We start from the raw sequence: 13,591 nt of genomic DNA, 5'->3' as shown, positions 1-13,591 counted from the left end.
ACGCGATTTGTATGAAAATCGTCTGACTCGGAGGACTCGCATGCCCACCACGTCCCTGCCGCGCCGCCCCGGAGCGCGGACCGCCGCCCTGGCGGCGCTCACCGTGGCCGTCGGCGCTCTGACGGTTCCGGCCGTCGCCGCCGTGCCGCTGGCGCCCGGTGACAACGGCACCGTCAAGATCCACTCGTCGGATCCGCGCACGCCGGTCGGCGACCCGAGGGACGAGCCCAAGGTCTGCGGGTTCTACATCGACGCGACGGGCTTCGACCCCAACCAGAGCATCACCTGGTCCATCGAGACCCAGCCCCTCGTCCAGGGCGGCGCGACGAGCAGCGGCGCCCTCGTCCTCCCGCAGGGCTCGGGCCACACCGCCGACCAGGCGCTGCCCAACGGGCAGTACAAGCTGACGTGGACCATCATCGGCGGCAACGGCGCCGGCAAGCACAAGGTGTTCAAGGTCGACTGCGGCGACACCCCGCCGACCACTCCGCCCACCACGACCCCGCCGGGCGGTCCCGGCGGCCCGCACGGTGGCCCTCCGGCCGGCGGTGGCGGGCTCGCCCGTGACGCGGCGATGGGCCCGGTCGCCGGGGCCGCCGCCGTGGGTGTGGCCGCGGTCGTCGGGGCGGTCTGGCTGCGGCTTCGTCGCCGCCCGCATGGCGCCGCGTAGTCAGCTGCGCAGGCCCCCGAGGTCCGGCGGCGCGGTTCCGTCCGTCGCGGTCCGCCGCAGTGGCGGACGACGGGAACCGCCCGCCGGGCCCCGGCGCCCGACGCGCGCCTACCGCCTGACGCGGACGGTCGTCGTGGCCGTCGCGCTGGTGGTGGGCGGCGTCTGGTGGGCCCAGGACGAGGAACCCGCAGGCCCGGCGACGACGGGTGCGCCGGCCCCCTCCTCCGGGGCTCCCGGCTCCCGCGCCTCCTCCTCCGGGGCTCCCGGCTCCCGCGCCTCCTCCTCCGGGGCTCCCGGCTCCCGCGCCCCCTCCTCCAAGGCCACCGGCCCCCGCGCCACCGACGTCCACCCGCACTCGCCCCACCCCTCCTCGCACTCCCGCTCCCGCCCCGACCCCCTGCCCCGCTCCCGCCCGATCCGCGTCACCATCCCCTTCATCGACGTCGACGCCCCCGTCATCGGCCTCGAGCTCGACCGCGACCGCCGGCTCACCGCGCCGCCCGAGGGTGACGCCGATCAGGTGGGCTGGTACCAGGGCGGCCCCTCGCCCGGCGAGCGGGGCACCGCGGTCGTCGTCGGCCACCTGGACACGCATGCCGGCCCCGCCGTCTTCGCCGGTCTCGGCGAACTCGACGCCGGCCACCGCGTCGAACTCCGGCGCGCGGACGGCCGTACCGCCGTCTACACCGTCGACGCCGTCCGGACGTACGAGAAGGCGCACTTTCCCAACAGGGAGGTCTACGGCGCCCGCGACCGCCCCGAACTCCGCCTGATCACCTGCGGCGGCTCCTACGACCGGCGGACCGGTTACGCGGGCAACACCGTCGTCTTCGCCCATCTCACCGGGACCCGCGGGCCGCACACCGCGCCCTGAATCGGATCGTCCGCTTTCTCACAGGCTGAACTGAACCGCCCGAAGTCTTCCCCCGACCGCGCACATTCCGTTAGCTTCCGTGACTCACAGGCCCCGCGCGACCCGCGCGGGGTGTCGCACCGCGGAGCACCAACGCCTGACGCAGCCCCCGGGGGCACCGGAAATGACACGCGCCATCTCCCTGCTCGACGTGAGCAAGTCCTACACCCGGGGTGTCCGGGTGGTGGACCGGCTGTCGTTGGACATCGCGCCGGGTGAGTTCCTCGTCCTGCTCGGGCCCTCCGGCTGCGGAAAGTCCACCGTGCTCAGGATGATCGCCGGTCTCGAGGAGATCACCGAGGGACGGCTGCTGCTGGACGGCACACACTCCAACCACCTGTTCCCGTACGAGCGGAACATGGCGATGGTCTTCCAGAACTTCGCGCTCTACCCGAACATGACGAGCCGCGGCAACATCGGCTTCCCGCTCCGCATCGAGAATCCCGGCGACGATCCCAGCGCCCGCGTGGACGCCACCGCCCGCATGCTCGGCATCGAGGACCTCCTCGACCGCTACCCCAGCCAGCTCTCCGGCGGCGAACGCCAGCGCGTCGCCATGGGCCGGGCCATCGCCCGCCACCCCTCGGTCTTCCTGATGGACGAACCGCTCTCCAACCTCGACGCCAAGCTCCGCAACCACTTACGCGCCGAAATCTCCCGCCTGACCCGGGAGTTGGGGGTGACCACGGTCTACGTCACCCACGACCAGGCCGAGGCCATGTCGCTCGGCGACCGGGTCGCCGTGCTGCGCGGCGGAGTGCTCCAGCAGGTGGGCACCCCGCGCTCGGTCTACGCCCTGCCCCGCAACGTCTTCGTCGCCGCCTTCATCGGCACCCCGCGCATCAACCTGCTGCGCGGGATCGTGCGCGCCCCGCTCGACGGCGCGATGACCATCAGCCTCGGCAAGCAGTTCCTGCGCCTGCCCGAACCCCTGTCCCTGGACCACCAGTTGCTGCGCGTGCAGCAAGGGCGCGAGGTGATCGTCGGGCTGCGTTCGGAGGCCGTGCGGATCGCCAAGCGGGAGGACGCGCGGCCCGGCGAGGTGGTGCTCACCGGTCTCGTGGAGCACGTGGAGTTCCAGGGGCACGAGGTCCTCGTCCACTTCAACACCGGCTCCCGGCCCGCCTTCGTACCCGACCTGGAGGCCCCGCGCCCGGCCCCCCGCCCCTCCAGACGCCGTCGCCGCGAGGGCCAGTCGGTGCTGGGGCGGCTGCGGGACCGGGCCGGAGGCCTGCGCGCCGGACGGGTCGTGGTCCTGGACGACGACCCCGCGGACCAGGACACCGCGCCCGCCGACGGCCGCCTCCCCGGCGACATGGTCGTCCGCACCACCCCCGACATCGACCTGCGGTACGGCATGCAGGTCCCGCTCCTCGTCGACATCGCCCACCTGTTCGTCTTCGACCAGCACGGCGAACGCATCTGCCCGGCCCCGGCACGCCTGCCCGACCTGGACGAATGACCCCGCTCGGGGAGAGTGCGGGGACCTTCCGAGGGCCCGCCGTCTGGCGCCTCAAAACTAACGTCGCTAGTTTATGAGCCGGACGACGACGAAGTGGCCCGCCCGGGAGGACGCACCATGAAGGCACACGACGGCATGTACATCGACGGTGCCTGGCGCCCCGCCGCCGGCCCGGACACGATCGAGGTGGTGAACCCGGTCGACGAGGAGGTCGTCGGCCGGGTCCCCGCGGGCACGGCGTACGACGTCGACACGGCCGTACGAGCCGCCCGTACCGCCCTCCCCGGCTGGGCCGCGACCCCGCCCGCCCAACGTGCCTCCCTCTTGGGGGCGTTGAGGGACGTGCTGGTCTCCCGCAAGGACGAGATCGCCGAGACGGTCACCGCCGAACTGGGCGCGCCCCTCGCGTTCTCGCAGGCCGTCCACGCGTCCGTGCCGATCGCGGTCGCGGGCTCGTACGCCGAACTCGCCGCGACCCACGCCTTCGAGGAGAAGGCCGGGAACTCCACCGTGCACCTGGAGCCGATCGGTGTGGTGGGCGCGATCACGCCCTGGAACTACCCCCTGCACCAGATCGTCGCCAAGGTCGCCCCCGCGCTCGCGGCCGGCTGCACGGTCGTCCTGAAGCCCGCCGAGGACACCCCGCTGACCGCCCAGCTCTTCGCCGAGGCGGTCCACGAGGCCGGTCTCCCGGCGGGCGTCTTCAACCTGGTCACCGGCCTCGGCCCGGTCGCCGGACAGGCCCTCGCCGAGCACCCGGGCGTCGACCTGGTCTCGTTCACCGGCTCCACCGCGGTCGGCCGGCAGATCGGCGCGATCGCGGGCGCGGCCATCAAGAAGGTCGCCCTGGAACTGGGCGGCAAGTCCGCCAACGTCATCCTGCCGAGCGCCGACCTCGCCAAGGCGGTCAACGTCGGCGTCGCCAACGTGATGTCCAACTCGGGCCAGACGTGCAGCGCCTGGACGCGAATGCTGGTGCACCGGGACCAGTACGAGGAGGCGGTGGGCCTGGCCGCCGCGGCCGCCGCCAAGTACGGCGAGCGCATCGGCCCGGTCGTGAACGCCAAGCAGCGGGCGCGGGTGCGGAGTTACATCGAGACGGGGATCGCGGAGGGCGCCCGACTGGTCGCCGGCGGCCCCGAATCACCGCGCGAACAGGGCTACTTCGTCAGCCCGACCGTCTTCGCCGACGTCACCCCGGACATGACCATCGCCCAGGAGGAGATCTTCGGCCCGGTCCTGTCCGTCCTGCGCTACGAGAACGAGGAGGACGCCCTGCGCATCGCCAACGGCACGGTCTACGGCCTCGCGGGCGCCGTCTGGGCCGGCGACGAGGCCGAGGCCGTCGCCTTCGCGCGCCGCATGGAGACCGGCCAGGTCGACATCAACGGCGGCCGCTTCAACCCCCTTGCCCCCTTCGGCGGTTACAAGCAGTCGGGCGTCGGCCGTGAACTCGGCACGCACGGCCTGTCCGAGTACCTCCAGACCAAGTCCTTCCAGTTCTGAGGAGCGTCCACGTGGTTCGCGCCGCCGTCCTGTCCGCCGTGGGTGCTCCGTTGGAGATCACGGACATCGACCTGCCCGACCCCGGTCCCGGCCAGGTCCGCGTCCGCCTCGCCGCCGCGGGCGTCTGCCACTCCGACCTGTCCCTGTCCGACGGCACCATGCGCGTGCCGGTCCCCGCCGTGCTCGGCCACGAGGGCGCCGGCACGGTCGTGGCCGTCGGCGAGGGCGTCACGCACGTCTCGCCCGGCGTCGAGGTCGTCCTCAACTGGGCCCCGTCCTGCGGCGGTTGCCACGCCTGCTCGCTCGGCGAGGTGTGGCTGTGCGCCAACGCCCTCAAGGGCGCCGCCGACGTGTACGCCCACCGCGCGGACGACGGCTCCGACCTCCACCCCGGCCTGAACGTGGCCGCGTTCGCCGAGGAGACGGTCGTAGCGGCCGCCTGTGTCCTGCCCCTCCCGGACGGCATCCCGCTGACCGACGCGGCCCTCCTCGGCTGTGCCGTCCTCACCGGCTACGGAGCCGTCCACCACTCCGCGCGGGTCCGGCAGGGCGAGACGGTGGCGGTGTACGGCGTCGGGGGAGTGGGCCTGGCCGCGCTCCAGGGCGCCCGGATCGCGGGTGCCTCGCGGATCGTGGCGGTCGATGTCTCCCCGGAGAAGGAGGAGTTGGCGCGGGCCGCGGGCGCCACGGACTACGTCCTCGCCTCCGACACCACGGCCCGCGAGATCCGCGGTCTCACCGGCAAGCAGGGTGTCGACGTGGCGATCGAGTGCGTGGGCCGCGCCACGACCATCCGCGCGGCCTGGGACTCCACCCGCCGCGGCGGCCGCACCACGGTGGTCGGCATCGGCGGCAAGGACCAGCAGGTCACCTTCAACGCCCTCGAACTCTTCCACTGGGGACGGACGTTGGCCGGCTGCGTCTACGGCAACTCCGACCCGGCGAAGGACCTGCCGGTCCTGGCCGACCACGTCCGCGCGGGCCGACTCGACCTGGGCGCGCTGGTCACGGAACGGATCGCCCTGGACGGCATCCCGGCGGCCTTCGAGAACATGCTGGCGGGGAAGGGCGGCCGGGCACTGGTCACGTTCTGAGGAGGGCGGTCACTTCTTGACGGACGCGTCCTCGGAGGGCGGCTCGGCCGAGGCCACCGCGGTCGCCTCCGGCTCGGTCGAGACCATCGAGGACGCCCCTGGCTCTGGCGCCCCCGGCTCGGGCACGACCGCCGCTCGTGCCCGGGACCGGGACACCGCCACACCCGCCAGACACAGCGCCCCGCCCGCCAGCGTGAGCAGCCCCGGCACCTCGCCGAGCGCCAGCCACGACATCAGGACGACCAGCGCGGGCACCGCGTACGTGGTCGCGCCCATCTTGCTGGCGGTCGTCCGGGCCAGGGCGTACGCCCACGTCGTGAAGGCGAGGGCGGTCGGAAAGACGCCCAGATACACCATGTTGAGCGTGGCGGAGACGGGCGCGTCGGCCGCCTGGTGGACGAGCTGTCCGGCGAACGGCAGACAGACCACGGCCCCGATGAGACACCCGAACGTCGTCACCTGGAGCGCGCTCGCCTGGGCGAGAGCCGGCTTCTGGGCGACGACCCCACCGGCGTACGCGACCGCCGCGAGCAGACACAGCACCACCCCGAGCACCGACGAACCGCCCTGCCCCGACATCGACAGCCCCACGGTCACCGCACCGGCGAACGACACCGCCATCCCCGCCAGCAGTCGCGGCGGCATCGCGTCCCCGAGGAGCCGGGAGCCGAGCAGGGCGATGAGGATCGGCCCGATGTTCACGACGAGGGCGGCGGTACCGGCGTCGACCTGCTGCTCGCCCCAGTTCAGGACGACCATGTAGAACCCGAACCACAGCACGCCCGATATCGCGATCCCCCGCCACGCGGACCGCGGCGGCAACCCCTCCCGCCGCACACCCCAGAGGATCCCCAGCGCCACCACCCCGCTCACCAACCGCCCCAACGCCAACGCCCCCGGCGAGTAGGCGTCCCCGGCACTCCGGATCGACACGAACGCGGAGGCCCACAGCACAACGGTGACGACAGCGGCGGCGGCAGCGCTCGCTCCGGCAGGACGAGGGGGTTTCTTCATGCCCCGAGGCTAGACAGGGAGGGGTGCACACCGCTGGCGGAAATCGGACGCGAGGCTCGGAACCGCTCCACGACCCCACCGCTCTGCCTGAGAGGCCACATATTTTGCCTATGAGGCTTGACGTCGACTCGGTGGGGAGGGCACAGTCCGGCACAGGTGCCGACGGTTCCGACAGGTGAGGACGGTCCGATGAGCCACTACTCCATACCGAAGCGCGTCCATCGCCTGTGGTCGTTGGGGCACGAGCCCGTGCTGGAGGTCGAGGACGGCGACACCGTGTCCTTCGACCTCACCGAGGCCACGGACGGGCAGTTCGACCCGGGCTCCACCGCCGAGGTGATCGCGGGTTTCGACTGGGACCGGGTCTATCCGCTGGCCGGCCCCGTCATGGTCAAGGGCGCCGTACCGGGCGATGTCCTGGAGGTGGAGTTCCTGGAGCTGCGGTCGGTGGACTGGGGCTGGACGGCCGTGCTGCCGGGCCTCGGCCTGCTCGCCGAGGACTTCCCCGACGCGCACCTGTACCTGTGGGACCTGAGCCGTGGAGACAAGGCAGCCTTCCTGGACGTGGCCGAGATCCCGATCCACCCGTTCTGTGGGGTGGTTGGAGTCTGCCCGGACGTCACCGAACCCCAAAGCGTCCTGCCGCCGGGCCACTTCGGCGGCAACGTCGACTGCCGCGACCTCGTGGTCGGCACCAAGCTCTACCTCCCCGTCCAGGTCCCCGGCGCCCGCCTCAGCCTCGGCGACCCCCACGCGGCCCAGGGCGACGGCGAGTTGTGCGTCAGCGCCATCGAGGCATCCATGTCGGGCACGGCAAGAATCCGCCTGCACAAGGGCCGCCGCATCACGGCCCCTCAATTCGAAACGGCAGGCCCCCTCCGCACGGACGCCGACCGCCTGGGCCACTACGCCACGATGGGCGTAGCCCCCGACCTCATGCGGGCGGCCCAGGACGCCACCCGATCAATGATCGACCACCTGGGCACCCACTACGGCCTGTCCCCGATCGACGCGTACGTCCTGTGCAGCGTGGCAGTGGACCTAAGAATCACAGAGGTAGTGGACGCCCCGAACTGGGTGGTCTCGGCGTACCTACCCAAGGCATACGTCAGAACCTCTTGAGGTACGAGAGGTGCACACCCACCTAGGGGCGCGGGGAACTGCGCGACAAGCCACGACGGACCGTCACTCCGCAACGAACCGAACCACCTCAAACTGCCCCGTCAACCCGTCGAGCAACGCAGTGAGCCCCGTCTCAAAAGCCCGCTGATCAATCTTCTCCTGCTGCTCCGCGAGCAAATGAGCCTGCCCGAGATGGGGATAGCTGGCCGGGTCGTACGCGCTCGCGTCATCCACGAATCCCCCCGCAAACGACCCCAACGCCGACCCCATGATGAAGTACCGCATCAACGCCCCGATCGACGTCGCCTGCGCCGCCGGCCACCCCGCCGCCACCATCCCCCCGTACACCGCGTCGGCGAGCCGCAGCCCCGCCGGCCGCCGGCCGGGCCCCGTCGCGAGGACGGGCACGATGTTCGGATGGTCGCGCAGCGCGCCGCGATAGGAGACCGCCCAGTCGTGCAGCGCGGTCCGCCAGTCCCGCCCGTCCTCGAACATCGACAGATCCACCTGCGCGCTCACCGAGTCGGCGACCGCCTCGAGGATCTCGTCCTTGGTGCGGAAATGGTTGTAGAGCGAGGGCCCGCTCACCCCCAACTCGGCCGCGAGCCGACGCGTGGAGACGGCCGAGAGGCCCTCCGCGTCGACCAGCGCACGTGCCGTCTCGACGATCCGGTCGGTGCTGAGCAGGGGCTTGCGCGGTCGGGCCATGGCGCACATAGTAGGGCTGCGCTCAGAAACTAGCAGTGCTAATTTAAGTGGACGTCCTCACGATCCGTTTCTTTGGGGTGATCTCGTGGTGAACCTGGGGCTCAGCGAGGAGCAGGAGGCCGTAAGGCAGCTCGCGAAGGACTTCGTGGCCCGCGAGATCGCCCCGCACGTCGTCGACTGGGACCGCGCCGAGGAGGTCGACCGGGGAATCGTGAAGAAGCTCGGCGAGGTCGGCTTCCTGGGCCTGACGGTCGACGAGGAGTACGGCGGCTCCGGCGGCGACCACCTCGCGTACTGCCTGGTCACCGAGGAGCTGGGGCGCGGCGACTCGTCCGTGCGCGGGATCGTGTCCGTCTCGCTCGGCCTGGTCGCCAAGTCGGTCGCGGCCTGGGGGAGTGAGGAGCAGAAGCGGCGCTGGCTGCCCGGGCTCACCTCCGGCGAGTACGTCGGCTGCTTCGGCCTGACCGAGCCGGGCACCGGCTCCGACGCCGGCAACCTCACCACGCGGGCGGTGCGCGACGGCGACGACTACGTCATCAACGGCACCAAGATGTTCATCACCAACGGGACGTGGGCCGACGTCGTGCTCCTCTTCGCCCGCTCGACCGACGCTCCCGGCCACAAGGGCGTCTCCGCCTTCCTCGTACCGACCGACACCCCCGGTCTGACCCGCCGCACCATCCACGGCAAACTCGGCCTCCGCGGGCAGGCCACCGCCGAACTGGTCCTCGACGACGTCCGCGTCCCCGCCTCCGCGATGCTCGCCCCCGAGGGCAAGGGTTTCTCGGTCGCCATGTCGGCGCTGGCCAAGGGGCGGATGTCGGTCGCGGCCGGCTGCGTCGGCATCGCCCAGGCCGCCCTGGACGCGGCCCTGCGTTACGCGGGCGAGCGGGAGCAGTTCGGGAAGCCCATCGCCCAGCACCAGTTGGTGCAGGAGCTGATCAGCGACATCGCCCTCGACGTGGACGCGGCCCGGCTGCTGACCTGGCGGGTCGCCGACCTGATCGACCGCGGGCAGCCCTTCGCCGTCGAGTCCTCCAAGGCCAAGCTCTTCGCCTCGGAGGCCGCGGTCCGCGCCGCCAACAACGCCGTCCAGGTGTTCGGCGGCTACGGCTACATCGACGAGTATCCGGTCGGCAAGCTGCTGCGCGACGCCCGCGTGATGACCCTCTACGAGGGCACCAGTCAGATCCAGAAGCTGCTCATCGGCCGTGCGCTGACCGGCATTTCGGCGTTCTGAGTACGTCGGCTGAGTACGCGGACGGATGTGGCGGCCGCCGGATCGGCCGACGCTTGTCCCCATGAGCGAAGCATCGGGCAAACCGCAGAACACGGCCGCCTTCTACGGCCAGGCCGTCGCGTCCTTCTCCGTCGCCATCGCGGCGACCGCCATCGGCATCTTCAAGCTCCAGGCCGACGCCTGGGTGCGGGCCTTCCTCGCGATCGCCGTCCTGTATCTGGTCACCTCCTCCTTCACCCTCGCCAAGGTGATCCGGGACCGGCAGGACGGGGCACGCGGCGTCTACAACCCGTTCGAAAAGCTCTGAGCGGGCAGCCTAAGCGCTCGCTCAGCTTCGGCGGTATGGTGGAGCCCTTGCCATCGAGAGGGGCTTACGAGCAATGAGTACGGCGGAGGAGACGGCCGGCGGCGAGACGCAGGCCTGGGGCGAGGTCACGCCCGACGCGGCCCGGCGGCTGCTGGTCGCCGCCGTGGAGGCCTTCGCCGAGCGCGGGTACCACGCGACGACGACCCGCGACATCGCGGGCCGCGCCGGGATGAGTCCGGCCGCGCTCTACATCCACTACAAGACCAAGGAAGAGCTGCTCCACCGCATCAGCAGGATCGGCCACGAGAAGGCCCTCGACATCCTGCGGACCGCGGCCCGGCGCGAGGGCACCGCGACCGAGCGCCTCGCGGACGCCGTCAGCTCCTTCGTCGGCTGGCACGCCGGCGGACGCACCACCGCGCGGGTCGTGCAGTACGAGCTCGACTCGCTCGGCCCCGATGCCCGCGCCGAGATCCTCGCGCTGCGCCGGCAGTGCGACGCCGAGGTACGCGGGATCATCGAGGACGGCATCGACTCCGGCGAGTTCGACGTGCTGGACGTCAAGGGCACCACCCTCGCCGTGCTGTCGCTCTGCATCGACGTGGCCCGCTGGTTCAGCCTCGAAGGCCGCTGGACGCCGGACGAGATCGGCGCGCTCTACGCCGACCTCGTACTGCGGATGGTGGGCGCGGGCACCGCGAAGTAACCCTCGCCGCCCGTGCGCCCACAGGCCGTACGGGCGCCTACAGGTAGTACCGGGACACCGACTCCGCCACGCACACCGGCTTGTCGCCGCCCTCGCGCTCCACGGTGAAGGCGACGGAGACCTGGACACCGCCGGGCACGTCGTCGACGCCGGTGATCCGCGCGGTGGCCCGCACGCGGGAGCCGACGGGGACCGGGGCGGGGAAACGGACCTTGTTGGTGCCGTAGTTGACGCCCATCTTGACGTTCTCGACCTTGATCAGCTGCGGGCCGAAGAGGGGCAGCAGGGACAGGGTCAGATAGCCGTGCGCGATGGTGGTCCCGAAGGGCCCGGCCGCCGCCTTCTCCGGGTCCACGTGGATCCACTGGTGGTCGCCGGTCGCGTCCGCGAACAGATCGATCCGCTTCTGGTCGACCTCCAGCCAGTCGGTGTACCCCAACTGCTCGTCCACCGCCGCCTTCAGCTCGTCGACGGACGCGAAGATCCTCGGCTCTGCCATGTCCCGGCCTCCCATGTGCCTGAAGCTGTGTCCCACGCTGTGTTCCCACGTCTAAGCAACTGCTTAGCATGATCGGGTCGGGTGGCAATGTCAACGGACCGGGCGCCGGACGGGTGGGTAGGGTTCGAGGGGTGCCCCAGATTCCCGAGAAGATCCACGAGCTCACGGTCGGCCAACTCGCCGCGCGCAGCGGTGCCGCCGTCTCCGCCCTGCACTTCTACGAGTCCAAGGGCCTGATCACCAGCCGCCGCACCACGGGCAACCAGCGCCGCTACCAACGTGACGCGCTGCGCCGGGTCGCCTTCGTACGGGCCGCCCAGCGGGTCGGCATCCCGCTCGCCACGATCCGTGAGGCGCTCGCCGAACTCCCGGAGGAGCGCACGCCCACCCGCGAGGACTGGGCCCGTCTCTCCGAGGCCTGGCGCTCCGAACTCGACGAGCGCATCAGTCAGCTCGGCCGCCTGCGCGACCACCTCACCGACTGCATCGCCTGCGGCTGCCTCTCCCTCGACACCTGTGTCCTGTCCAACCCGGACGACGTGGTGGGCGAACGCGGGAACGGGTCCCGGCTGCTGGTGGAGCGCCGGGGGACGCGGAGGACGGGTGCGCGACAGCCGACGGAGGAAGAGAAGCAGGAGCCGAAGAGCTGCCGCTGAGCCCTGCGTGTACGGAGGTCTGCCCCCGTTCGCACCGAGCGCTGCCGCCGGCCTCCTTCGCGGTCGCGACCATCACCCGGCGCCGTACTCGATCAGCCCCGCCGCCACCAACTCCGCGTTGGACCGCGCCCGTTGCCCGTCCGGCAGGACCAGCGTGTCCTCCAGGCCGATCCGGGTCGCGAGGCCGAGGCGCCCCGCCAGTCGCAGCACCGGCCAGGCGCCGCCGTCCTCGCCGTGCAGCAGCACCGGGCGGCCGTGCGCGGGACCGAGGCCGGCCAGCAGAGCGCGCGCCGACGCCCGCGCCGTACTCGCGTCGGTGTCCGTCACCTCGGCGAGCACGCGCAGCACCTTGGGGCCGAGCGGCGAGGCCGCGAACCGGGCCGCCCCGTCCGTGCCGGACCAGATGCCGGCCTCGACGCCCACGCCGAGGTCGAGCAGCGCGGCGGCGATCTCCTCCGCGCCCTCCTCGTGCCAGTTCACCGAGGCGTGGTCGGGCAGGTCGGGCAGGGCGGCCCAACTCCGTACACGGGCAAGCCGAGCCGCCGGGTCCGGTTCCGCCCAGGCGCCCGTGGTCACCCCGACCGGCACCGACACCCGTCGCCGGATCGCCGCCAGCGTGGGCGTGAGCACCTTGGGCGACAGGGAGTCGCCGCCGCACGGGGTCTTGGGGTGGACATGGACGTCCGTCGCGCCGACCACGACGGCCGCCTCCGCGGCCTCGGCCATCGCTTCCGGCGACACCGGCACCGCGGCTCCGTCGGCCGCTTCCCGGGGCCCGTTCAGACACACCTGCACCATGGCTCGATGGTGCCAGCCACCACTGACAACCGACATGTGGCGGCACTCGGTAGCGGGACGGTCATGGTTCACACCGGTGCGGGACCGGGTGTTCGACTGTTTCGGGGGCGCGGCATCCCCGGCGCACCCCCGTCCGACTCAGGCCGAGACGAGCAGCAGCCTTCCGCGCCTTGCGTCCGCCAGGGCCTCGGCTGTGAGCACGGGCCGTGGTACGAGGATTCCGCAGTGCGTGCAGACCGGACCGGTGGAGGGCTCGTGGTCCAGGTCGTACTTCCAGGTCAGACGTGCTCCGCCGCACGCCGGGCAGCCGGAGCCCGGGTCGTGTTCCAGTGCGGAGATCAGTCGGCGCAGTACTTCGGCCAGCGGCTCACGGGGGTGGACCCGCGGGTCGTCGCACCACGCGACACCGAAACCTCCCCAGGTCAGTCGGTGCCAGTCGTCGATGGTTCCGGGACTGCGCAGTCCGTCGTGCTTCTCCTTGCGGCGCCGCTCGGCGAAGTCGCCCTCGTAGGCCAGCCAGACCGAACGCGCCTCTTCCAGTTCGTCCAGTGCGGCCACGAGCCGCACCGGGTCGGGGGAGCGGTCCTCGGGGCCGAACCCCGCCCGGGAGCACAAATGGTCCCAGGTCGCCCTGTGCCCGTACGGAGCGAACCGCTCAAGGCACTTGCGAAGTGAGTAGCGCCGCAGTGCGAGATCGCTCCGCGGATCGCGGACCTGTCTCGCCAGACTCCGGAAACCTGCCATCGCCCTGCACCTCCGTCACACCTGCACCTGTACTTCGGTCACTTCGGCGTCGTCGTACGGACGTCGCCGAGTAGACGTATCGACACGCGATTTGGCTCCATCCGATTTCCGATGACCTCCATAAGCAGGCTCGCCAACCAAAACTTGACGCA

At 71.7% G+C, this 13,591-nt stretch carries 15 protein-coding genes; 10 read left to right on the top strand and 5 right to left on the bottom strand.

Annotated elements, in window-relative coordinates; genetic code table 11:
- Positions 1–40 precede the first annotated feature (40 nt).
- The 5 genes from ACWD5F_RS22245 (at position 41) to ACWD5F_RS22225 (ending at position 5,645) form a co-directional block, all read left to right on the top strand.
- A complete protein-coding gene (locus ACWD5F_RS22245; RefSeq protein ID WP_451256559.1) occupies positions 41–670 on the top strand; it encodes a hypothetical protein in 630 nt (209 codons plus the stop codon).
- Positions 657–1,544 carry a class F sortase gene (locus tag ACWD5F_RS22240; RefSeq protein WP_451256557.1) on the top strand — a complete coding sequence of 296 codons (888 nt, stop codon included), beginning with the start codon at positions 657–659 and terminating at the stop codon, positions 1,542–1,544. Before ACWD5F_RS22245 ends, ACWD5F_RS22240 begins: the two co-directional genes overlap by 14 nt.
- Before the next feature lie 163 nt (positions 1,545–1,707).
- Positions 1,708–3,045, top strand: a complete 1,338-nt coding sequence (locus tag ACWD5F_RS22235; RefSeq protein WP_451256555.1) for an ABC transporter ATP-binding protein — start codon at positions 1,708–1,710, stop codon at positions 3,043–3,045.
- Positions 3,046–3,162: 117 nt separating this feature from the next.
- Positions 3,163–4,551, top strand: coding sequence for an aldehyde dehydrogenase family protein (locus ACWD5F_RS22230; RefSeq protein WP_451256553.1), 1,389 nt, complete (start codon positions 3,163–3,165; stop codon positions 4,549–4,551).
- Between the two features lie 11 nt (positions 4,552–4,562).
- Complete coding sequence (locus ACWD5F_RS22225; protein ID WP_451256551.1) at positions 4,563–5,645, top strand: Zn-dependent alcohol dehydrogenase; 1,083 nt, start codon at positions 4,563–4,565, stop codon at positions 5,643–5,645.
- Between the two features lie 9 nt (positions 5,646–5,654).
- Here the strand turns inward: ACWD5F_RS22225 and ACWD5F_RS22220 are convergent, their stop codons facing one another.
- On the bottom strand, positions 5,655–6,659 hold the full coding sequence (locus tag ACWD5F_RS22220) for a DMT family transporter (RefSeq protein ID WP_451256549.1): 1,005 nt from the start codon (positions 6,657–6,659) through the stop codon (positions 5,655–5,657).
- A 189-nt stretch (positions 6,660–6,848) separates the two neighbouring features.
- On the opposite strand from ACWD5F_RS22220, the gene ACWD5F_RS22215 reads away from it, so the two are divergent.
- Positions 6,849–7,781 (top strand): acetamidase/formamidase family protein, encoded by a 933-nt coding sequence (locus ACWD5F_RS22215; protein ID WP_451256547.1) that lies wholly within the window; start codon positions 6,849–6,851, stop codon positions 7,779–7,781.
- A gap of 63 nt (positions 7,782–7,844) precedes the next feature.
- Here ACWD5F_RS22215 and ACWD5F_RS22210 read toward each other — a convergent pair whose 3' ends face one another.
- Positions 7,845–8,489 (bottom strand): TetR/AcrR family transcriptional regulator, encoded by a 645-nt coding sequence (locus tag ACWD5F_RS22210; protein WP_451256545.1) that lies wholly within the window; start codon positions 8,487–8,489, stop codon positions 7,845–7,847.
- Positions 8,490–8,577: 88 nt separating this feature from the next.
- Between ACWD5F_RS22210 and ACWD5F_RS22205 the strand changes: the two genes are divergently transcribed.
- From ACWD5F_RS22205 to ACWD5F_RS22195, 3 genes are all read left to right on the top strand, one after another.
- Positions 8,578–9,729, top strand: coding sequence for an acyl-CoA dehydrogenase family protein (locus ACWD5F_RS22205; RefSeq protein WP_451256773.1), 1,152 nt, complete (start codon positions 8,578–8,580; stop codon positions 9,727–9,729).
- A 61-nt stretch (positions 9,730–9,790) separates the two neighbouring features.
- Positions 9,791–10,036 carry a YiaA/YiaB family inner membrane protein gene (locus ACWD5F_RS22200; RefSeq protein ID WP_401727568.1) on the top strand — a complete coding sequence of 82 codons (246 nt, stop codon included), beginning with the start codon at positions 9,791–9,793 and terminating at the stop codon, positions 10,034–10,036.
- A gap of 73 nt (positions 10,037–10,109) precedes the next feature.
- Positions 10,110–10,742: a TetR/AcrR family transcriptional regulator gene (locus ACWD5F_RS22195; protein ID WP_401727569.1), complete on the top strand. Its 633-nt coding sequence runs from the start codon at positions 10,110–10,112 to the stop codon at positions 10,740–10,742.
- Positions 10,743–10,779: 37 nt separating this feature from the next.
- On the opposite strand, the gene ACWD5F_RS22190 is transcribed toward ACWD5F_RS22195, so the two are convergent.
- A complete protein-coding gene (locus ACWD5F_RS22190) occupies positions 10,780–11,241 on the bottom strand; it encodes a MaoC family dehydratase (RefSeq protein ID WP_451256542.1) in 462 nt (153 codons plus the stop codon).
- A gap of 131 nt (positions 11,242–11,372) precedes the next feature.
- Between ACWD5F_RS22190 and soxR the strand changes: the two genes are divergently transcribed.
- On the top strand, positions 11,373–11,897 hold the full coding sequence (soxR, locus tag ACWD5F_RS22185; protein ID WP_401727571.1) for a redox-sensitive transcriptional activator SoxR: 525 nt from the start codon (positions 11,373–11,375) through the stop codon (positions 11,895–11,897).
- 72 nt (positions 11,898–11,969) lie between these two features.
- Here the strand turns inward: soxR and ACWD5F_RS22180 are convergent, their stop codons facing one another.
- Complete coding sequence (locus ACWD5F_RS22180; RefSeq protein WP_451256540.1) at positions 11,970–12,695, bottom strand: 3-keto-5-aminohexanoate cleavage protein; 726 nt, start codon at positions 12,693–12,695, stop codon at positions 11,970–11,972.
- 138 nt (positions 12,696–12,833) lie between these two features.
- Positions 12,834–13,439, bottom strand: a complete 606-nt coding sequence (locus tag ACWD5F_RS22175; protein WP_401727573.1) for a hypothetical protein — start codon at positions 13,437–13,439, stop codon at positions 12,834–12,836.
- Positions 13,440–13,591 lie beyond the last annotated feature (152 nt).

The organism is Streptomyces sp. NPDC002499 (assembly GCF_053595415.1).
Note: the sequence above shows the minus strand (reverse complement) of the source record. Positions and strands in the feature narration are given on the sequence as shown.